Source organism: Priestia filamentosa, assembly GCF_900177535.1.
Taxonomy (GTDB): Bacteria; Bacillota; Bacilli; order Bacillales; family Bacillaceae_H; genus Bacillus_I; species Bacillus_I filamentosa.
In genome coordinates, this window is sequence record NZ_FXAJ01000002.1 from 311,380 (window position 1) to 333,155 (window position 21,776).

21 protein-coding genes and 1 pseudogene are annotated in these 21,776 nt (G+C 38.1%); 9 read left to right on the forward strand and 13 right to left on the reverse strand.

The genetic code is table 11. The features are described from left to right. Positions 1–12 precede the first annotated feature (12 nt). Positions 13–663 carry a response regulator gene (locus B9N79_RS08700; RefSeq protein WP_019395530.1) on the reverse strand — a complete coding sequence of 217 codons (651 nt, stop codon included), beginning with the start codon at positions 661–663 and terminating at the stop codon, positions 13–15. Positions 664–666: 3 nt separating this feature from the next. Further along, the gene (locus tag B9N79_RS08705) at positions 667–1,482 is read right to left on the reverse strand and encodes a sensor histidine kinase (protein WP_040057834.1); all 816 of its coding nucleotides are present in this window, start codon (positions 1,480–1,482) and stop codon (positions 667–669) included. A gap of 158 nt (positions 1,483–1,640) precedes the next feature. Between B9N79_RS08705 and B9N79_RS08710 the strand changes: the two genes are divergently transcribed. Continuing rightward, the gene (locus B9N79_RS08710; protein ID WP_085118127.1) at positions 1,641–3,209 is read left to right on the forward strand and encodes a copper resistance CopC/CopD family protein; all 1,569 of its coding nucleotides are present in this window, start codon (positions 1,641–1,643) and stop codon (positions 3,207–3,209) included. 21 nt (positions 3,210–3,230) lie between these two features. Next, positions 3,231–3,851, forward strand: coding sequence for a YcnI family copper-binding membrane protein (locus B9N79_RS08715; RefSeq protein WP_082023601.1), 621 nt, complete (start codon positions 3,231–3,233; stop codon positions 3,849–3,851). Between the two features lie 39 nt (positions 3,852–3,890). Here B9N79_RS08715 and B9N79_RS08720 read toward each other — a convergent pair whose 3' ends face one another. Next, positions 3,891–4,469, reverse strand: a complete 579-nt coding sequence (locus B9N79_RS08720) for a phosphatase PAP2 family protein (RefSeq protein WP_019395534.1) — start codon at positions 4,467–4,469, stop codon at positions 3,891–3,893. A gap of 310 nt (positions 4,470–4,779) precedes the next feature. On the opposite strand from B9N79_RS08720, the gene B9N79_RS08725 reads away from it, so the two are divergent. The 3 genes from B9N79_RS08725 to B9N79_RS08735 are packed head-to-tail and all read left to right on the forward strand — an operon-like array spanning position 4,780 to position 7,422. Then, entirely contained in the window at positions 4,780–6,216 is a 1,437-nt protein-coding gene (locus B9N79_RS08725; RefSeq protein WP_085118129.1) for a PQQ-dependent sugar dehydrogenase, read from the forward strand. An 11-nt stretch (positions 6,217–6,227) separates the two neighbouring features. Next, the gene (locus B9N79_RS08730; protein WP_019395536.1) at positions 6,228–6,782 is read left to right on the forward strand and encodes a hypothetical protein; all 555 of its coding nucleotides are present in this window, start codon (positions 6,228–6,230) and stop codon (positions 6,780–6,782) included. A gap of 52 nt (positions 6,783–6,834) precedes the next feature. Continuing rightward, positions 6,835–7,422, forward strand: coding sequence for a hypothetical protein (locus B9N79_RS08735; RefSeq protein WP_085118132.1), 588 nt, complete (start codon positions 6,835–6,837; stop codon positions 7,420–7,422). Between the two features lie 93 nt (positions 7,423–7,515). On the opposite strand, the gene B9N79_RS08740 is transcribed toward B9N79_RS08735, so the two are convergent. Next, entirely contained in the window at positions 7,516–7,836 is a 321-nt protein-coding gene (locus B9N79_RS08740) for an iron-sulfur cluster biosynthesis family protein (RefSeq protein WP_085118134.1), read from the reverse strand. A 98-nt stretch (positions 7,837–7,934) separates the two neighbouring features. Then, complete coding sequence (locus B9N79_RS08745; RefSeq protein ID WP_040057830.1) at positions 7,935–9,149, reverse strand: MFS transporter; 1,215 nt, start codon at positions 9,147–9,149, stop codon at positions 7,935–7,937. Positions 9,150–9,732: 583 nt separating this feature from the next. Between B9N79_RS08745 and B9N79_RS08750 the strand changes: the two genes are divergently transcribed. Beyond that, positions 9,733–10,098 carry an SMI1/KNR4 family protein gene (locus B9N79_RS08750; protein WP_046217157.1) on the forward strand — a complete coding sequence of 122 codons (366 nt, stop codon included), beginning with the start codon at positions 9,733–9,735 and terminating at the stop codon, positions 10,096–10,098. A gap of 503 nt (positions 10,099–10,601) precedes the next feature. Further along, positions 10,602–12,146, forward strand: a complete 1,545-nt coding sequence (locus B9N79_RS08755) for a multicopper oxidase family protein (protein WP_182928731.1) — start codon at positions 10,602–10,604, stop codon at positions 12,144–12,146. 263 nt (positions 12,147–12,409) lie between these two features. On the opposite strand, the gene cotJC is transcribed toward B9N79_RS08755, so the two are convergent. The 3 genes from cotJC to B9N79_RS08770 are packed head-to-tail and all read right to left on the reverse strand — an operon-like array spanning position 12,410 to position 13,502. Then, complete coding sequence (gene cotJC, locus B9N79_RS08760) at positions 12,410–12,979, reverse strand: spore coat protein CotJC (RefSeq protein WP_019395542.1); 570 nt, start codon at positions 12,977–12,979, stop codon at positions 12,410–12,412. Positions 12,980–12,999: 20 nt separating this feature from the next. Beyond that, positions 13,000–13,260, reverse strand: a complete 261-nt coding sequence (locus tag B9N79_RS08765; protein WP_019395543.1) for a spore coat protein CotJB — start codon at positions 13,258–13,260, stop codon at positions 13,000–13,002. After that, entirely contained in the window at positions 13,257–13,502 is a 246-nt protein-coding gene (locus tag B9N79_RS08770) for a spore coat associated protein CotJA (protein ID WP_040057827.1), read from the reverse strand. Before B9N79_RS08770 ends, B9N79_RS08765 begins: the two co-directional genes overlap by 4 nt. A 2,180-nt stretch (positions 13,503–15,682) precedes the next feature. On the opposite strand from B9N79_RS08770, the gene B9N79_RS26870 reads away from it, so the two are divergent. After that, positions 15,683–15,886 (forward strand): hypothetical protein, encoded by a 204-nt coding sequence (locus B9N79_RS26870; protein ID WP_338090230.1) that lies wholly within the window; start codon positions 15,683–15,685, stop codon positions 15,884–15,886. A gap of 8 nt (positions 15,887–15,894) precedes the next feature. Here B9N79_RS26870 and B9N79_RS26875 read toward each other — a convergent pair. The 4 genes and pseudogenes from B9N79_RS26875 to B9N79_RS08795 form a co-directional block, all read right to left on the reverse strand. Beyond that, a pseudogene (locus tag B9N79_RS26875) lies at positions 15,895–16,311 on the reverse strand (NTTRR-F1 domain); the annotation flags it as partial. 417 nt (positions 16,312–16,728) lie between these two features. Beyond that, positions 16,729–17,418: a DUF1796 family putative cysteine peptidase gene (locus B9N79_RS08785; RefSeq protein ID WP_235780384.1), complete on the reverse strand. Its 690-nt coding sequence runs from the start codon at positions 17,416–17,418 to the stop codon at positions 16,729–16,731. 219 nt (positions 17,419–17,637) lie between these two features. After that, entirely contained in the window at positions 17,638–18,132 is a 495-nt protein-coding gene (locus B9N79_RS08790; protein WP_085118138.1) for a hypothetical protein, read from the reverse strand. Then, positions 18,107–19,117: a DUF3231 family protein gene (locus B9N79_RS08795; RefSeq protein ID WP_040057824.1), complete on the reverse strand. Its 1,011-nt coding sequence runs from the start codon at positions 19,115–19,117 to the stop codon at positions 18,107–18,109. Before B9N79_RS08795 ends, B9N79_RS08790 begins: the two co-directional genes overlap by 26 nt. A gap of 360 nt (positions 19,118–19,477) precedes the next feature. Between B9N79_RS08795 and B9N79_RS08800 the strand changes: the two genes are divergently transcribed. After that, positions 19,478–20,359 carry a LysR family transcriptional regulator gene (locus B9N79_RS08800; protein ID WP_040057823.1) on the forward strand — a complete coding sequence of 294 codons (882 nt, stop codon included), beginning with the start codon at positions 19,478–19,480 and terminating at the stop codon, positions 20,357–20,359. Between the two features lie 184 nt (positions 20,360–20,543). Here the strand turns inward: B9N79_RS08800 and B9N79_RS08805 are convergent, their stop codons facing one another. Then, positions 20,544–21,722: a YeeE/YedE family protein gene (locus B9N79_RS08805; protein WP_046217522.1), complete on the reverse strand. Its 1,179-nt coding sequence runs from the start codon at positions 21,720–21,722 to the stop codon at positions 20,544–20,546. Positions 21,723–21,776: the final 54 nt, after the last annotated feature.

Here is a 21,776-nt window from a genome sequence, read left to right on the forward strand (position 1 = left end):
ATTCAAGGAAGTTTACGAGTCCATCAGCCCTTGTTGAAATGCATAGCTTGTAAGCTGGACTCTATTTTCAAGGTGAAGTTTGCTTAGAATATTTTTTAAGTGACTTTTTACTGTATGCTCTGAGATAAAAAGAGATTCCGAAATGTCCCGGTTTGAAAGGCCTTTTGCGACAAGATGCAATACTTCAAGTTCTCGATTAGACAAAGGAATTTCTTTTGTCTCTTCCTTTTTATTTTGAGGAAATTCTTTTAAGATTTGAAAGGCAATTTCTTTTGACATTGGCACTTCATCTAACGCAAAAGCTTTCAAATATTCATACCAAGAATCGGATTGAATATTTTTCAACAAATAGCCTTGAGCTCCTTGTTTCAAGGCATTAAACAAGTCTGTAATATCATCAGAAACGGTGATGATTACAATTTTTACATATGGGAATTGGAGCTTGATTCTTTTTGTCGCTTCAAGACCATCCATAACAGGCATTTGAATATCCATTAAAATAATATCTGGCATTAACTTTTCTGTTAATTCAAGTGCTTCTTTCCCATTTTTTCCTTCGCCAACAATTAAAAAGTCTTCATATTCTTCAAGTATATCTCGAATGCCTTCTCTTGCATGAGCATGGTCATCAACAATTAAAATTCTAAAAGATCTTTCCTCCATTTATTATGCCTCCTTTTTTAGTTCAACAATTGTTTCATCGTTTTCCCGTCGCATTGAAAACTCCCAATTCATATCACGAGCTCGATTTTTCATAATTTGAAGTCCATATCCTTCATGGATAGGGAAGGTAAAGCCTGTTCCTTTATCTTTTACATAACAAAACCAACCATTTTCTGTTTCTTTAGCAAGTATCCAAATTTCATTTGTTTTGGCATGCTTCATTACGTTTGTGACCGCTTCTTTAATACACGCAAAAAGCTCAACTTTTTCTTTAGAAGAAAGGGTGTCCTCTTTGATTTTCCACTGAAGATGAACGCGCATAAAGTGCTGATTTTCCAGCTCTTTTTTGTATTGATGAATACGTTCTTTCCAGCTAAAAGTAGTGTGGGTTGGAGCATATTTTAAATTCGTAATTGCTTGCCTTGTATCATCGTGAACGTGCTGAAGCGTTTGTTTGATTTTTTGAAAATCCTCATTTTCTTGAAGGCCGTGATGACGCCCAAATTTATTTACTTTTACAGATAAGAGAAAAAGCGACTGAGCAATCCCATCATGAAGCTCGCGTGCTAAATTTTCTCGTTCAAGCAAAGCCGCTTTTTTCGCTTTCTCAGTTTTTAACTCTTCATGCATACGTTCTAAAATCGCAAACAGCTTGCGCAAAAAGACGATTGTAATTATAAAAACAAACAGAGGGGAAAGAATATTTCCTGTCTCCATTGAAATATAGGGAAGCAAGAAAGCGTGACGACTATATTCCCAGAGACCAATTGCAACCGTTGGCAATATTAAAATTAGCCATTTAATTCCTTTATAACTCAAATTCTCACCTTGTTTCTTTTCAAATGTGTCTATATTTTATCATTTGTTGTAACGTTTGCTCTATTTTTTAATCAAAATCACTCTTTTGAGTTATTATTTTAATTTTTACTTTCTCTTATAATGAACAAGGAGTATTAAAGAGGTAAGGAGCAATAAATATGATGAACAAAAAAGTACCGCTGCTTTTATGCTTTTTGCTTCTGCTTGTATTTCATCCTTTAAAAACATCTGCACACGCTGTTCTTTTAAAGGCAACGCCAGAGGAGCAAAGTGAGCTAAAAGAAATGCCAGATGAAGTTTCGCTTACATTTAATGAACGACTAGATGGAGAAGTGTTTGATCTTAAAGTTCGAGATGACAAAGGAGAGGTTATTACAAAGAAAAAGGCTGTCATTAGTGAAGATCACAAAACAATTTCGCTAAACGTTCCGAATCAGTCAAAAGGAATCTACACGTTAAGCTATTCCATTGTTTCAGCTGACGGACATCCTGTAAAAGGAACGTACATATTCTCAGTTGGTGAAAAAATAGCAGGTCCTGTATCAGATAGTAATGATGGATTCCAACAGGGGAGCGACACAATTTATAACATCTTGTTATCAATTGTGCAAGTTTGTTATTATCTTTTTCTTTTGTTATCGGTAGGATGGGTGTTGTGGAAATGGTTCATTCCATTTCAAACTAAAGAAAATGAGGAGACTTACGGTCAAAAGCACAAAGGAATTTATTTAAACTACATAGTCTTTTTAGTATTAAGCATTGTAGTGCAAGCGATGAACGTATTAAATGGTTCCTCCGCTTCCCAAATAGGCGCATTTATCTTTAGTTCTGCCACAGGACTTTCTTGGATTATTTCACTCTTTTTAGCATTTATCGGCTATTTTCTTGTTTCAAAGTACAAAGGATTTGATTTTGTATGGGCAGGGCTTGTTCTTTTAGTCAGTACATTAAACGGTCATGCTGTTGCAACAAACATACCGTACTACACAGTCATGCTTGATTTTATTCATCTTATTACAGCTGCACTATGGGCTGGAGGGATTGTATATCTTCTTCTTTTCTTTAAAAAGCATAGAGAAGACGTTCTGTTATTTATGCCGAAGTTTTCAAAGACAGCACTCTTTAGCTTACTTTTACTCATTATCACCGGTATTTTATATACGCTGGTGATTGTACCAAGCATTAGCGTGATTTTTCATACGACGTGGGGAATTTTACTTCTTGTAAAAGTAGGGCTTGTGTGCATTGTGCTTATCATCGGAGCATTAGTCCGGAATGCATTGAAGAAAAATGAGCAAACTAATTTGAAAAAGCTTCTTACTTTAGATGTAACGCTAATGGCACTAATTGTGATTATTGTCGGGATTATTACTCATTTGAACCCAATTCCGCAAAATCAACCGTTGTTATGGAAAGAAGAGCAACAAGGAATGTACATTGTAACCAAAACAAGCACGTTGCAACAAGGAAACTTTGCAATTGTTGTTAGCCCGTCACAACCTAAAGACGGTTCTTCGATTCAAATGGTAACAGCTACGTTAACACCAAAAGGAAAAGGGAAAGAAGAATCTATTGAAATCCCGCTTGAAAAAGAAGACTCATCGTCTTACAAAACGAGTAAAGCTGTACTTCCATATGCCGGAGAGTGGGACCTCTCGGTTAGAGTGGTTACAACAGAATTAGATGAATTTATTATTCACAAAAACATTCAAGTTTTTGATCATTAAAATAGAAAGAAGGATAATATGATGAAGAAAAAAGTAACAACGATTTTAGCTGCTCTTGTACTATCAACTATTTCTTTTGTAGGAGCTGCAAGTGCACACGTTGTTGTTTATCCACAGGAAGTAACACAAGGATCATATGAAAAATTTACGGTCCGTGTTCCAACTGAAAAAGACATTCCAACAACAAAAGTGAAAATTGACATTCCAAAAGATGTGGAAATTTCACGCTTTGAGCCAAAGGCTGGCTGGACGTATGAGCTTGAAAAAGATTCTTCGGGATTAATTAAAAGTGTAACATGGACAGCAACTGGTGAAGGACTTTCAGCAACAGAGTTTGGAGAGTTTAGCATGCAAGGTAAAGTTGGCGATTCAGCGGAGAAAATTGCTTGGAAAGCGTATCAAACATATAAAGACGGCTCTGTTGTCGCTTGGGAAGGACCAGCAGATGCAGAGTTACCAGCATCTGTTACAAAAGTTGTAAAAGGTAATACAACAACAGACGCACACGGTGTTGCTACAGAAGAAACAACAGATAACGAAGAAACTGAGGACAATTCAACTTCTAATGTTCCTCTAATCCTTTCTATTATCGCTGTTATCTTAGGAGCTGTTGCTCTTATGCGCTCATTTGTAAAAAAATAAATATGAAAAAGAGACGTCCTAGAAAGGGCGTCTCTTTTTTTAGAAGTTTCGCGTTGTATTTCTTCCCGAAAAAAATGTGCTTTCAAAAATAGGATTCAATGGTTTTAGCTTAAAGACAATATAGTGGGTGAAAGAAGCCATAATGATGCCGTTTAATGCTCCTGCCATAATATCAAGTGGATAATGTACACCTACCCATACTCGTGAAAAAGCAATTCCAATCGCAAGTATTCCCCATATGTAGCGAGTACGAGAGCCGCATAAAATAATGGTGAAAGCAATAGCAAAGGCAGCTGTAGCATGATCGCTTGGAAACGAGGAGCTTGTGCTATGTTCAACTAATTGATTCACCTCATGTGATACAAACGGCCTGTCTCGAAAAAAGAAAAAGCGAATCACACGGTTGACAGCGAACCCAAGCACAAGTGCAAAACCGGCTTGCATTGCGATAATGCGTGAGGAATTGCGATTGATAAGAAATAAAACGACAAGCAATAGCGCAAAAGCATACTGCAAATAGTCCGCAAAGAAAATCATAACATGATCAAAGAACACATTGTGATCTGCTTTACTGTTCACCCATTCAAACCACGAATAATCTAAATCTCCAATATTCATCCAAAAACCCCTTTAATCTCTATTACATTCTCTTGTTTAGCATCCAAGTAAGCCATTTTTTTATATTTATATAAAACAAGAGAAACAACAATTACAAGGACGTTAGAAAGAAAAAATGGTTGCAGTTTCTTTTGAAAAAAGTAAAATGTTCCTCTTATTTAAGCTATATAACCTGTAAGAGGGAATCATGTCCCTATTGTTCTATACATCATGTAAATTAAGAAAGGTTATTGAATACCCTACTCTTTTACCGCCCATAATATTAACATTTGTATTTCTTACAAGTTTTTACATGCAGGAGGAGAAAACATTGAGTAAATTGCCAATCAAGAAAATTCAAGGTCGTGCCGTAGACCTGCCGATTAGTGCAAGACCACATCTTAATCCAGATGATGTAAAAGTACCAGAAGGGTATGAAGTAGAAGTTGTGGCAGCAGGGCTCTCTTTTCCAACGGGAATGGGATTCAGTGATGATGGAACGCTTTATATTCTAGAGGGAGGAAGTACATGGCCAACCCGTCCAGCCCTTCCGCCGAGAATTTTGCAGTTAACCCCTTCAGGAGAATTGGACGTTTTTGCAATTGAGACATTGGGAGGACCTCGTGGTGTTACATATCGAGATGGATATATCTATGTAAGCTGCAAAGGTGGTTATTTAGCAAGAATTGTCCGCTATGATGTAAAAACACGGAAACGAGAAGTTTTAATTGAAAAAATTCCAAGCGGTGGCTGGCATGAGCCAGGCGGACCTGTGTTTAGTCCACATGACGGATTAATGTATTTTGCGAACGGGTCTGTATCTCAAAATGGCGTTTGTCTGCCTTCTGGATTCGGAGTTGACCTTGCGAAACACCCACACGCCCATGATATTCCTGGTGTTGATATTACGCTTACAGGAAACAATGTAACATCAAGAAATCCTCTTATGCCGTTTCCTTTCTTAACCGAAACAGGTCCATATAAGCCATTTGGAACACCAGCTAAAAAAGGGGAGGTTATTAAAGGGGAGTTATGGTGTTCAACAGGACTTTGGCGCTCAAAACCTGATGGAAGTGATGTTGAGCTTTTAGCATGGGGGCTTAGAAATCCATATGGGTTGGCATTTAATGAAGATGGCGAACTTTATGCATCAGACAACTGCTTAGAAGAAAAAGGAGAGCGTGCTGTTGCTGGAGATCCAGATCGTATTTGGCATATTAAAAACAGTAAAACGCCGCATGGAAGTGTCAAAACTCCTGATTGGTATGGTTTCCCTGAAATGAGAGCAGACGGCGTACCTGTGTGGGATGAGAAATGTAAACCATCAAAAGGGCAACGAGCGGAAAGACTTATTGAAAATTTACCAGAATGGGCCGGACCACCTGCATATCTTGAAAAACCTCACTCTGCAATGACGCAGATGGATTTTTGTCGTTCAGACTTCTTTGGCTATAGAGGAGAACTGTTTGTCACAGAATGGGGCACATATGCGCCATTAAACTCTCCACATGAAAAAGACATTAATAATGGATTTAGAGTTATGCGTGTTGATGTACATAAGGGAACATCAGAAGTGTTTTTGGAAAATAAATTCCAGGGTGCTTCTTCTTATAGTGGAACAGGCGGAATTGAGCGCCCTGTAGATTGTAAGTTTCATCCAGACGGAAAAAGTTTATATGTTCTAGACTTTGGTTACTCACCTGTAACAGAAGGACTTGTTGAAGCATATGGACATACGGGCGTTCTATGGAAAGTAACGAAAAAGTGAGGATGAAGAAAATGAATGGAAAACAGGAAGTTATCTTAATTGAACTTGATGATCATACGTTAAAAAAACGGCTAGATGAAGTAGAGAAATGGTTTGAGCATATTTTAACTCTTCAGTTTTCCCTTGAAAAAGTGTTAGAAAAAGCAATTCCCAAAATCAAAGAACCACACATAAAAGAGGCAATGGAAAAAGTACAAGAAGCAAATAAATTTCACACAGAAAGTGCTCAAAACTTGTTTCATATTATTAACCGAAAATGTAATACAACTCGTGATCAAGCGACAGCCTTAGTAATGGGAAAGCTTGAAGAAAGTGTAGTAAAAACACAGGACGTTTTTGGAGGGGCGTTTGGATCTTGGCAAGATATTCATCTTCTTTTACTCGTAAACGAGCAAACAAGAGGCGCATTTGGGGTTGCTGAACAGCTTGGATTATCATTAGGAATTAAAGAAATTGTAAAAGCCGCTTTTTCTATTACACATGAAAAGACGATACATCAGCTTTTAATTCAGGAGTATATGTTAGAAATGGCTCCTATCTCTATTTTGTATAAAGAAGATGCATAAGCAAGCATAACTTCTCACTTTTGTGACTACGCTTAGTAATGGAGGTGTAGAGATGAGCGGAATGAAAAGAATCTTTTACGCTTTAAACAACGATGGGAAGAAGGCAGCACAAGTACACTATCCAAAAACGGTAACTGTCATAATTGGTAGTCTGTTAGGAGCAATAGCTGCATTGCTGCAATCAGCAGGCTTGTTTGCAGGGATTGGTTATGCTGTGAGTATGTTTTCAACAGCACCGATTTTGCTTGCCACCATGTTTTCTTTACGCACAGGTTTTTTAACGTATATACTAACAGGCTTACTGTTAGTCATTTTGCAACCAACTGAAGTCCTAATTTTTCTATTTACAACAGGACTATTAGGAGTAAGTTTAGGGATGACCTTGAAAAGGATAAATAAGGCTCTTTTTCTACTGTTCTTTCCGTCTGCTATCCTGTCAATTGGCATTTTTCTTTTGCTTTATGTATTTCGATATCCAATTTCAGGCTGGGTGTTTTCTCTGAACATGAATATGAGTATTATATTGCTTGTTCCAGCTTTTTCGTTATTATATAGCTGGATTTGGATCACTGGATATAAAAAAGTATTAAAAAGAGTAAAACGAAGCATTCCTACAAGGACAGCTATAGATGAAAAATAAAAAAGCTAAGCGTTTCGTTTTATTTATAGTAAAAAAGGCAATAAAATCCCCCCAACTTAGAGATAGCTGGGGGGATTTTATTATCTTATTTTCCTACTTGTTTGCTCTTCTTGTTAAACGAAGATTATATTTAAATGTTTCCTCGTCAGAAGAAAGCTTATATCCTAAAGTAGGGTTATAGTCTACATATAATTTTTTGGGGAGGTAATTTAGTGAATCAGGAGAGATAAGAAAAGGAATACCTTCCACTTTAATCTTGGTATCGTCTGTTTGTTTTTCATCAATCCACAGGTGATGATCTACATAAAGAGAACAACTTCCTACAAAAACCGCTTCTATACGAACTCCCTCCGTCTCGTTAAAAGACACTTCGTTTAGTGCTTCTGACGCTGACGGTTTAATAATTAAATTCATGTTTCATTCTGCTCCTCTTACTGTATTGTGAAAGAAAGGGACTCTTCATTTATATACCCAAGATGATCTTTGATAAAGCAACAAAATATCTTTCTTCATTAAATATGAGCCTCATGTGATTTATGAACGGCTTTTTGCTCTGCTTTAATAAGAAAATACGTAAGCAGAAAGGCACCGAGAACAAAGCAAAGTACAAGACCCACAACGCCTTCCCAACCAAAGTAAGGCCATAGTACACCGCCTACCGTTCCTCCAACGCTAGATCCCGTATAGTAGAGGAATAAGTAAAGAGAGGAGGCCTGTGCTTTATTGATTGCAGCACGCTTTCCAACCCAGCTGCTCGCAATTGAATGACAGCTGAAAAAGCCATATACAGAAAAACCTAAGCCAACAAGTTTAACAATTAGGTGTCCGTTAATTGTTAGAAAGGCACCAAAGCATAGAAGAAATAACCCAAAAATTAAGGTTTGACGACGACCAAATTTTCCTATCAGCCGTCCTGATATAGCAGAGCTAAACATTCCTATAATAAGGAGAAGAAATATCCAGCTTACCGCTGATTGACTAAGAGAAAAAGGCGGTGCAATTAATACATACCCAATGTAGTTAAAAAGAGCAACATTGCTTCCTAGCAGCAAAAAGCCTAATCCGAATAAGCAAAGAAGGCCAGGATCTTTCAAATGATGAAAAAGTGAACTTGTCAATGTTGAAAGTTTCAGGGGACTGCTTATGAAGTTTTTGGATTGCGGAAGATTTCTCCAAAAAATTACACTTGCAATAAAGCTAATGATTCCAACAATCAAAATGGCCCACTGCCAGCTCATAAATTCCGTTAACAAGCCAACAATAACGCGGCCAAACGTAGCTCCAACCGCATTCCCGCATATATAAAGCCCCATTGCAGAACCTAAGCTTTTCGGCTCAATTTCTTCCCCGAGGTAAGCCATAGCAATTGAAGGCAGACCAGCTAAAGAAATGCCTTCAATCGTCCGCAAAATTAACAGCCAGTGAAAATCCGGACTAAACGGGGTCAGAATACAGATAACAGAAGCAGCAATCATAGAAATCACCATGACAGGTTTCCGTCCCCATGCTTCTGAAAGTGATCCAAATATCAACATACCAATAGCAAGTGAGATTGTTGAAAGGGAGAGCGCTAGGCTCGCCTGTGCTGGTGTAACATGAAATTCTTCTGTGAAATGTGGGAGAAGGGGCTGCATACAGTATAGAATTGCGAATGTATTAAAGCCTGCCGCAAAAAAAGAAAAATTTGTTTTTCGATAAACTGCTGTTCCTTTTTGAATAAAGCCCATTTTATACTTGCACCAACCTTTGGGTGTGAACGATATTTATCATTGTTTTAACAATCCTTTCAGTAATAAAGGGCCCTTTTATAAAAATACAATATAAATGCTGACTGAACACATACTCGAGTTTGTTTCTACTTCTATGTTAGCACTGAATTTCTATGATGTATAATGTATTATAAAAATGAAATTGATGCATATTAGTTATCGATTTTTCCCTATTTTAGCTATTGAAAAAGTCCAAATTTATTTGGAATTATAAACAATGTTTATGTATGTTTCAGCTTTTTATAAAGAGATATAGAATTGTTGTAGATAAGCAGGAAGGAAAGTGATGAAACAATTATCTTTTACCTTGCCAATGATAGATCGGGAGAAGACTTATAAAGCTGCAGAAGGTGAGGGATTTTGAAGAAGTACGATTATAAAGTGTATAACAAAATAGGGATGAATGAGTATGTATATTATGGGGTGAAAAGAAGGGGTTTATAAGTTAGTGTTTGCAATGAAATTAGAGGTTTGTGAAGAGGGAATGGTATGATTTTTTTAGATTGATAAACTAGGGAAGTTGTAAGGAGGGAATTCGACTATGAATAAAGATTTAGAAATGATTTTAAACAAAATAGAATCTATAGGGGGAAAGGAGGTTGAACTTGAGATAGAAGGGTTGGGGGAATCAGAAACAATATCCATTTATATATTTTTAAGAGAAGAGTTTGAAGAAGGTCAGCTAGGATATAGAAGTGATGGCGAAGGAATATCCTTTATAGGAGATAACGAAGGAGATTGGAAAGAATCTTGGTATGTCATTGGATATGAGACGTTGATGGGTGATCCTATACTTGTTGATATAAGTGAAAAAGAGTATCCTGTAATGACCGCTATGCATGGAGAAGAAGATTGGGAGCCACAAGAACTGTTTCCCTCTCTAGATGAATTTTTAAATAAATTATAGGCAGAAGATATATAAGACTGTGTAGTTTACAGGAATATACATAATTTTCGGCAGGACGTTGGCAAAAGATTTGCTTCCAAACTGGTTAGTAAAAACTAGCTAAATCAAGCTTGTTTCTAAAATATTGAGATCCTATACAAGTACTAATGAAGCCCTTATCCATTGGATAGGGGCTTTACATACTTTGAAAAATATTCCTTTTCACACTATAACCTAAGCTTTTTCTACTTTGACTCACATTTAATATATGTGTTCGAGAAAAGTTAATTGATTGAATTTATTTCTTATTAATACTAACAATAGTCCAAACTTTCTCGTCCATCTAAGATTAACAACTGATGTAGGGACTACAAAAATCAGGAAAAAACCAGACCTATTCACTAACCCTAAACCTTCTAAAAAGGTAAAAGAATTCAAAAACCAATTAAAAGGCCCAATCAATAATAGGAATTTATCATCTAATATATTAAATTTCTAACCTAATCATACAGGAGATGAAACCCATGAATCTCATGAAGTTTGTGGATCAGCTACCACTCATGAACACTGCCAAACCAGAGCGGAAAAGCAAAAAGGAATCTTATTACGAAATTGGAATGGAAGAATTTTATCAAAAACTGCACAGAGATTTACAACCGACACGTCTATGGGGATATAATCGTCAGTTTCCGGGCCCCATCATTGATGTCAATCAGGGAGAGTGTACTCAAGTCAAATGGACTAACAATCTTCCCAATACGCATTTCCTTCCAGTTGACCGATCGATACACCATGTTGCCCATCAACCTGAAGTACGGACCGTCGTCCATTTACACGGAAGTGAGACTCGACCATCTAGTGATGGCTATCCAGAGGCATGGTTTACTAGAGGATTTAAAGAGGTAGGTCCTTCTTTTGAAAGAAAAATATACGAGTATCCCAATCATCAACGGGGTTCAACACTCTGGTACCACGATCACGCTATGGGCATTACAAGACTCAACGTCTATGCTGGGCTCGCTGGTATGTATATCATTCGCGATGGAAAGGAAAATTCGTTAAATATACCAAAAGGAGACTACGAAATCCCACTTATGATTATGGACCGATCATTCAACGAGGACGGTTCACTTTTTTATCCGGATAAACCGAACAATCCTTCTAAAAATTTACCGAATCCCTCAATTACTCCAGCTTTTCTGGGAGATACCATTCTTGTCAATGGAAAGGTATGGCCATATTTAGAAGTGGAACCACGCAAATATCGATTCCGACTACTGAATGCTTCTAATACTCGGGCTTATCAATTGTATCTTGATTCTGGGCAGTCTTTTCATCAAATCGGTTCAGACGGGGGCCTTTTACAAAAGTCTGTACACTTGAAAAAATTTGCAATTGAGCCAGCAGAACGCGTAGACTTTATTCTTGATTTCTCTAAATATAAAGGCAAAACCATAACTTTAAAAAATGATCTTGGTCCTAATGCAAATCCAGATGATAACACAGGGGAAGTCATGCAATTTAAAGTGAGCCTACCTCTACAAGGAGAGGATAAAACGGTCATTCCGAAATACCTATCCCACATTCCTTCTCTTGAGCAAAATAATGAAGTAAAGACAATTCGAAACCTGAAACTTACAGGTTCGACCGATAAATACGGCAGACCTTTGCTGCTATTAAATAATAAAGCGTGGTCGGCACCTGTGACAGAAAAGCCAGGTTTAGGTTCAACGGAAACTTGGTCATTCATCAACATCACTGGATTCACACATCCGATTCACATCCATTTGATTCAATTTCAGGCTTTAGATCGCCGTCCATTTGATCTTGACCTTTATAATCAAGATGGCCAAATTGTATATACCGGCCCAGCCATACGACCGAAAGCCAACGAAAGAGGGTGGAAAGACACTATAGCAGCTCCCTCTGCTCAAATCACACGTGTCATAGCCCGATTTGGCCCTTACACGGGGAATTATGTTTGGCATTGTCATATTTTAGAACATGAGGACTATGACATGATGCGTCCATTTACGGTTATAAATCCTAAGGAATTGGATGATAAATAAGGAGATAGGATGAGTGATTGATTTTCGTTGGTGAGGTAACCAGATAAGCCGTATGTAAAAAATGAAAGCTATGTTCCTCGTCATTGAAAACAACTTCTCTTATAGGGAATATCTCACTATAAACTAACTTTAGATGTCATATACTATCTTAGTTACATGATTGTTATTATCAGAAACAAAATAACAAAGAGAGTCTCAACATTACTCACGACATTCTCTTTGTTATTTTCAAAAATCTATAATAATACCTTATATAGATAGGATTAAAAGATTTTCTTTCTATCCCTTTCCTCTTTTAATATTTCTACGGCTTCACGAAAACGCTGAGAATGAATAATTTCCCTTTCCCTTAAGAACCTCAAGCTATCGTTTAAATCTGGATCATCTGATATATCAATTAACCATTGATATGTAGCTCTTGCTTTTTCTTCTGCTGCTATATCCTCATAAAGATCTGCAATTGGGTCTCCTTTTGCTTGGATATATGTTGCTGTAAAAGGAACCCCTGCAGCATTACTATAGAAAAGAGCACTATCATGATTTACATAATGCTCTGCCAATCCAGCCTCTCTTAGTTGTTCTGGTGTAGCATCTTTTGTCAGTTTATAAATCATTGTTGCAATCATTTCGAGATGAGCAAATTCTTCTGTACCTATATCATTTAATAACCCCACAACTTTATCTGGGATTGTATAACGCTGATTTAAGTAACGTAATGCAGCAGCTAATTCCCCGTCAGCTCCACCATATTGTTCCATAAGGTATTTTGCTAGTGTTGGATTACAGGTACTTACTTTTACTGGATATTGCAATTTTTTCTCATAAACCCACATAAGATTTCTCCTTTATTAAACTATATTTGCCATGGCCAAGGCATTTTTCCCCAACTCCATTTTGCATCAGTGTAGCTATTTCCATATTGCTGAAGGGGACCAAATTTTGCTTCAAAATTTCTTTTAAGTTTTTTTGCATATTTCGCATATTCATTGAATTGCTGCATTGCTTGCTGGTCATTTGGATGTGTATCTAGATAAAGGGTTAATTCTACAAGTACAAAATCAATAGCCTGAATTTCTTCTAATTCTTGATAGTACTCTGGAGGTAATTGTTTCATTCTTCATCCCTCTTTTTTACTTTATGTGGATTCTCATAGTAATCCCAAAATGCAGGCCATAATGTTCCTTTTTTCAATGCTTCTTTAGGAGGAAATTGTTGCATATTTGGTGGTTGAAATCCCATATATAGTTGAGGAGGCGTAGAATAATATTTAGTACCAATCGGTCTGCAAGGATCATACATACTATGGAAGGGTCTATACGATTTTAAGGTTGTAAATGTTGATTTTTTATTGTACATTCTGAACCCCTTTCTCTAAAAAACATTATGATTAATGATATGCATATTTAAATATGCTAATGTTAAAAACAGAAAAAATTTCTGACTAACCTAGCAGGAGTTTTTTGCTTTTAGGATGTATATCATATTTATTCTTAGTTCGCATAATGGATTTCAAGAAAGTTAGAAAGCTCAGATCTCTTTTATGACGAGAGATCTGAGCTTTTTCTTTTTTTATTGTATTTAGGATTTTATACGAAATTGTTATTAAAGTGTTTTGCGCGTAGGGGTTCAGAAATCCTCGCATAAATAATAAATTTTTTATACAAGAATTAAGGGCTAACGTAGATGATAATGTATCAAGCATAAATTGCGTAATGATGACCATCCCCTTGCTTATATCTGCATTCAACTTTCCCTATGTTGCTAAAGGCATGCTATAAGGTCTTATCCAATAAGGTCTTATCCAATAATAAAAGCAACCACAATAACCACGGAAAAATCAAGAGTTCATTCTAAGAAGAAAGCTTAAATATCAGAGATTAGAAGAGACGTAAATAACTGCAAAAAGGCATTGTAATATATTAGAGATGTATTAAATCTTTCTTTTCACATCTTAAAACAGAAAATAACTATTTTTTTAATTGTGAGACGGAAAGGAGATTTTCTCAAGCTATTCAGAGTTAGATTTCGTTTTATAATCACGAACGATTCTAGAAAAAGTTAAACCAGTGTGCCTCGATACAATATCGAAACACACTGGTCGCTTAGTCTTTTTTATAACTGTTTACTTGACAGGGGTAACTCGACACCAAGGGGTTTTTATTTTATTAACGTCCTAAGCACCAGTAGGTCCAGTTGGTCCGACATCGCCGGTAGCACCAGTAGGTCCAGTTGGTCCGACATCGCCGGTAGCACCCGTAGGTCCAGTTGGTCCGACATCGCCGGTAGCACCCGTAGGTCCAGTTGGTCCAAGGTCACCGGTAGCACCCGTAGGTCCAGTTGGTCCAAGGTCACCGGTAGCACCCGTAGGTCCAGTTGGTCCAAGGTCACCGGTAGCACCAGTAGGTCCAGTTGGTCCGAGGTCGCCGGTAGCACCTGTAGGTCCAGTTGGTCCAAGGTCGCCGGTAGCACCTGTAGGTCCAGTTGGTCCGAGGTCGCCGGTAGCACCCGTAGGTCCAGTTGGTCCGAGGTCGCCGGTAGCACCCGTAGGTCCAGTTGGTCCAAGATCGCCGGTAGCACCTGTAGGTCCAGTTGGTCCGAGGTCGCCGGTAGCACCCGTAGGTCCAGTTGGTCCAAGATCGCCGGTAGCACCAGTAGGTCCAGTTGGTCCAAGGTCACCGGTAGCACCTGTAGGTCCAGTCGGTCCAAGGTCGCCGGTAGCACCCGTAGGTCCAGTTGGTCCAAGGTCACCGGTAGCACCTGTAGGTCCAGTTGGTCCAAGATCGCCGGTAGCACCCGTAGGTCCAGTCGGTCCAAGATCGCCGGTAGCACCTGTAGGTCCAGTCGGTCCAAGGTCGCCGGTAGCACCCATAGGTCCAGTTGGTCCGACATCGCCGGTAGCACCTGTAGGTCCAGTCGGTCCAAGGTCGCCGGTAGCACCTGTAGGTCCAGTCGGTCCAAGATCGCCGGTAGCACCCGTAGGTCCAGTTGGTCCAAGATCGCCGGTAGCACCTGTAGGTCCAGTTGGTCCAAGGTCACCGGTAGCACCTGTAGGTCCAGTCGGTCCAAGGTCGCCGGTAGCACCTGTAGGTCCAGTTGGTCCAAGGTCACCGGTAGCACCTGTAGGTCCAGTTGGTCCAAGATCGCCGGTAGCACCCGTAGGTCCAGTCGGTCCAAGATCGCCGGTAGCACCTGTAGGTCCAGTCGGTCCAAGGTCGCCGGTAGCACCCATAGGTCCAGTTGGTCCGACATCGCCGGTAGCACCCGTAGGTCCAGTCGGCCCAAGATCGCCGGTAGCACCTGTAGGTCCAGTTGGTCCGAGGTCGCCGGTAGCACCCGTAGGTCCAGTTGGTCCGACATCGCCGGTAGCACCTGTAGGTCCAGTCGGTCCAAGGTCGCCGGTAGCACCTGTAGGTCCAGTCGGTCCAAGATCGCCGGTAGCACCCGTAGGTCCAGTTGGTCCAAGATCGCCGGTAGCACCTGTAGGTCCAGTTGGTCCAAGGTCACCGGTAGCACCTGTAGGTCCAGTCGGTCCAAGATTGCCGGTAGCACCCGTAGGTCCAGTCGGCCCAAGATCGCCGGTAGCACCCGTAGGTCCAGTTGGTCCAAGATCACCCGTAGGTCCAGTTGGTCCGAGGTCGCCGGTAGCACCTGTAGGTCCAGTCGGTCCAGTTGGTCCTGTTACGCCAATCACAGTTAATAGAGCAACATCATCAACTAAAATATCGGCTGTGCCTACTTGAGGCCCAGTATTAATTAAAACAAAGGCTTGTGTAGCACTTGGGGGGGCTGGGGTTGTAATTTGATGGATTTCAAGCCATGTATTATTATCGGCTGTAGGGATTCGGTTTACTGGTATATTTATAAAGAGTCCGTTTCCAAGAGAATTAGAAAGATCATTTAAATAAACAACTTGTATCTGTATAGGAGCAGCTTGGTCCAATCCTACTTTGGCTAAGGAAACGAGTAATTCAAAGGTGTCTCCTGGATTCACGGGCACAAGTTGCCCAATATGGGAAACCGCGTTTCCAGCCTGTAATCTTGCTGAATAAAAATTGGAATGTGAAAATTGATTGGTTACTATTGCATTGGAAAAAAACCATGGAGAAAGTGTTCCTGTTTCGAAACCTCCATTAACAATTAAGTTCTGAATACTCATGTTGTTCATTATTCCTCCATTCTATATAAAGTAGCGTTACTATTAAAGTAACACCGTTTATCCTATGTCTCTTCCGTCGAAATGGCTCGGGCACTTGTCCTTTTTAATGTTTTTTTTACAGATGAAGGGAAAGGATTGAAATTCAAAGAAGGGGAGAAGTTGTAAAAGATGCAATTTTCTATTTTTTCTTCTCATGTCAGAGTTGGGAAAAGTTTGTTAAATCAGTCATGGACAAAATGAAAATTGACCTAGAGGGCAAAAAACAGAAGGCGCAGGTTCCTTGTTATTTAAGGGTTCCGCGCCTTCGTTATTTCTTTGAACATGTTTTATATCAGCTAGAATTGTATAAAAATTATTAATTAGATATAGAGTTATAGGAATATGCAAAATCTGATTTAATTAAAAGAGTTAGTAGTCTAAAAACAATTAATTCGTTAGTGTTACTCCATTTAGAACATGATCCCATGTTGAATCGCTGTTAGGATCATTAGGAACGTTAACTACACATGTTCTGTCTAATCCCCAATCCACTTCGGTAATTTCCTCTAAGTCCTCTGCCGGATTAAGGATAAGGACATTAAAACGCCCTTTTACCATGTGAGATAAAATAGATTGTAATTCGACTGCTTCATCATAGTTAGCTACCCATCTAACAAATAGAACAGATTCACTATTTGTTACTTTCTTTAGAAATCTATATATTCGATAGTTTAGTGTTTTTTTAAAAGAAGGGTACGTTACAAGCCAACTCTGATCTCCAATAATAGGGAAATCGTGAGCTGAAAAAATATTATAAACAGTATCTTGTATTACATAGGATTTTGTTGGTATTTGAATTTCTTTATCTGGAACAACAGGGGCTCCATCATGAGCATATACATAATCTCCTTTATCATTTACTACACGCATATTTTTAAGTTCCATAAATCCCTTAAAATTATTTTTGAACAATCTATTTACATCTGAAAGGAATGGAGAGTAACTCCAATCTAGTGGGCTTGATGTAAACCTTTTTAAATTAAGGCGTTGGAATTGAAGAGCTGGATTACAAGCACTTCCTAAACTAAATACAGCATCATAAGAGCCTTTAATATCTTGTAAGTTCAAGTTAATCATCCTCCTATTATTTTTTAAAAGGTCTCTTAATATAAAATGCTTAGTTGGTTGGAATTGTTTGGACAATTTATTTTAAAGTCTATATGAGGGTTAGTACCCTATAGAAGCCATATCTTTATAAAAAAACTACAAAATATAAAAAAGTAATCTTATTGAGACTTAATTTTACATTTTGTAATGGAGTGAAAATATAAAAAGGATAAACAATGAAGTTTACCCTTAATGTGATGTTAGGATTCTTTTTAGAGAAAAGCCGATTATTAAACCAGGGATAACCCCCAACATTGGAAGCCATACGGGTCCTAATAAGAAACCAAACACTTTTAGTTTTGTTGAATACATAATCCCAACTGTAACGAAAAAACCTGAGAAAACAAACGGAAGATAGGAGAAGTGGCTCTTTCCACCACTTGAACTTTTAAAGGCATCCCACATTGAAAAAAAGTATAAACAAGGATAAAACATAAGCCATTGGAAATTTGTTTGAGCAATTGCTGCATCTATTTGTCCCATAAAACTTAATCGAATGATTTCATTAAAATTGGCCTTAACGTTTATTGCCATCTCAAGGACAAGAAATAAAATTCCTTTAAATAACTGCCCATTTAATATTTGAAAAAAACCAGGTAAAGCTATACTCCACAATATGCTCTCAATTATCTGTTCCTTTTTTTCATTCTTAATAAAATCATTTATTTTTTGCCAAATTGTCATGATCTGTCGCTAGTGGAGGTTGCTCCATCCATTCATTTTCTATCAGTAAATTTACACCGTCTTCTGCTAACACGGCAATATCGGTAATCATTTTCGCGTAATTAGCTGCTAAATCCCTTCGTTGACATAATGACATAGCTTCACCATAATATCCAATAGCTGAAGAGAGTAGGCTAGATATTAAAAACATCATGAGTTTATCAGAAAAGGGAGGAACTGTTGAATCGGTTACCTCGGAATCAAACGTTCTAGGAATGTGTAAATCATCGTCTGTTAACATTGAAGCCAGGATTTCGAAGTGTTCTTGGCAAACTGATCTAGCTCTTTTCATATATTTTCGAACATCTTTGGATTGAGAAACCTGGCTAAATCCCAATTCTAAAACTAGTTTTGTTAATGTCTTTTGCATATTAAGATAGGTGCCACTAACTTCAATGGCACTGATAGGTCTACGTTTCCCAAGCCACCCTGTTAAATAACTTTGTTTTTTTACAAACTCAACTTTCTGATGATTGTTAAAAGTAGGAGGTTTACTAATAATTCCTTTACTTACAAGAACACCAGTAGCTAAATCATACAATTCCACTGACTCAGCAATAACTTGTTTAAAGTATTTCCTTTGATCCTCTCTAATTGCACAGCCAATAGCTCCTGCATATCTAGTCATACCATGGACAGACATGATTTGCATAAAAACAATAATATATGTATCTGTAAATAGAGCTGGTGCCTCTAGTGTGACATCCTCATCAGTAAATCCCTGTGGAATTGGATAGTTTTCTTTTGTTAAAAATTCTTTTATCTTTTGAAGGTGGGTTTCTGATAACTCTAGGGCAAATTGAAGGACTTCACCTATTTCTTTGTCCTCTACAGTATTAATGAAATAACGAATGATGCAGCGTGATAAGCTATCATTAAGGTATTGTGACCAAAGGTTTGCAAGTTCCGAGGAACTCATTCTCCCACTATGAGTAGTGTTCTCCATTTTATTAACCTCCTGCAAATTTGTCTACGCTAGTATATCCAACTGGAGTTATATTATAATTTAGAACAAACTTCAGGATTGGACTCTATGTTTCATCATAATCTCATAGATGTAGTAATAGCCTTTGTTGACTATTGGTTTACTAAGTTCCTTTTGAAAGTAAAAAATAGAAAATGAAGATTGCCTTATCTATAAAAAATAAAGAAAGATTACCCATTTTTGAAATTTCGGTTTCTCAACAGTGACCAAATAAACTTCTCAAGTATCAATTTAGAGAAAGAGACATAAATAACTACAAAAAGCAATTGTAATATATAATAAAGTTAGGTATGAATTTATCTGTATGTGGAGGAGAGCTTTATGGAATGGCATCATTTTGAGTATTTTCAAATGCTCGCACGCACAGAACATATGACACAATCAGCGAAACTATTATCAATATCACAGCCTGCGTTAAGTCGCTCCATTTCTCGGTTAGAGGAGGAAGTTGGTGTTCCGCTATTTGATCGGCAAGGTCGCTCTATGTCGTTAAATAAATACGGTCATTTGTTCTTAAAACGAGTCGAACGGATTATGAAAGAGTTCGAAGAAGGAAAGAGAGAGATTCAAGCCCTTTTGGATCCTGAAGAAGGAGAGATTTCCCTCGGGTTTCTACATACACTAGGACCAAGTTATATCCCACGCCTTATTAGCTCTTTTAGAGAAGTGTATCCAAAAACGAAGTTTCGTCTTTATCAAAATAATTCTCACACTCTTCTTCGCCAGCTAGAAGAAGGAGAAGTTGATATTTGTCTGCTTTCAAATATGGAAATTAAGGATCCTATTCAATGGAGAATTTTAAGAAAAGAAGAGCTCTTTCTCAGTGTTCCAACTTGTCACCGTTTTTCCCATTATGAAAGCATTTTATTAGAGGAAGTACGAGAGGAGAAATTTGTTCTTTTAAAAAAAGGATATTCGCTGCGCTCCATTACGGATCAGCTGTTTGAGAAAGTTGGGATTACCCCAAATATTACCTTTGAGGGAGAAGAAGTTCCGACAATTGCAGGGCTGATTTCAGCTGGATTTGGGATTTCATTATTGCCTCGTTTACATAAGCCAGAGGAAAGCAACGTTATCCAAATCCCTGTTCATTCTCCAAAGTGTGAACGATTAATAGGGCTTGCCTGGAATGAAAAAACATACATGTCTGCTCCAACATTGAACTTAAAGAATTTTGTTTTAGAGTGTAAAAATGAGCTTTAAAATATGAATCATTAAAACTTTGTAATGAGTAAACTACATAAAGTATGAAGAGAGATAGGCATGAGCCAAAAACAAGAAGAGGAAAATGAAAAACGAAGTTGTCTCTTCGTTGTTTTCGAGACAGCTAATAGTGCATAAAAAGACCTTATCTGCATAGATAAGGTCTTTTTACATGTTCTTTGCTTTATTTTTTATAAGCACAATATGGACGGAGTTTCACACCGATAATGCTTCCGATAAATGCAGCAACAAACCAAAGCCAGCCATGCATACTAAAGGAAGCAATTCCATCGAAATAGGCTCCAATATTACATCCGAATGAAATACGAGCTCCATATCCCATCATCACGCCACCTACTAATGAACCAATTGTCATGCGAGTCGGCAGTTTAAAGCGGACAGGTTTGCTGAAACGACCTGCGAAAGCAGCTGCAAGAAGTGCTCCAGCCATAAGACTAATATCCATAACGGTTGTGATGTCCATATACAATGGACTTTCTAGTGAAGCAGACTTTGCAGGATCCTGCCAATATGACCATGTCTCAGGATTTGCTCCAAAAGCTTGGGTGATTTTTGAACCCCAAAGAGCAAAAGCAGATGTAATTCCCCAAGGCTTTCCTTGAACCATTAAGATAAGAGCATTTAGAACGGCTAGCGCAACTCCCCCTAAAATAAGGGGCCAAGGACCTTTAAAAATGACTTTCCATCCGTTTGTATTTTCTCGTTTTTGAGGGATAAGTTTGCCGTGTTTACGTTTTTCAATCAAGATTGTCGCAAAGTAAACAATAGCAAGCATGATAAACTGCACAAGAAAACCTGTTACAACATTAAAATGTTCAATAAGAGAAATTGGCTGAAACTGCGGTGTATTCATCCACCAATTAAAATGAGTAGCAGCAATAACAGAGCCTGCAATAAATCCAATTAATGTTACAACACCGTTCATATCACCGCCACCAATATGATATAGCGTACCTGATGCGCACCCATCACCCATTTGCATTCCAATTCCGAAAATAAAGGCTCCGACTAATACAGACATTCCTACTGGGGATACATATCCAGAAATAGAATGGCCAAACATGCTTCCTTTCAAAAGAAGCGGTAAAAATAATGCGTTTGCTACAAGCATCATAATCATTTGAGCACGAATACCTTCACCACGTCGGTGTAAAATAAATTGACGCCATGCAGATGTAAAACCAAAGCGGGCTTGATATAAGATAAAGCCTCCAACTCCGCCTAATACATATAAAAGCGATTGATTAAAAGATACTTTTGTATACAAGAAAATAGTACCGCCAATCAGGATGAGAAGTGATAAAACACTTAACCATGTATTCCGATTATTTGGGGTTTTCATTACCTTCTGAGTTGACGATACAGATTGATTATTAACCATTGTTGCCAATGTAAC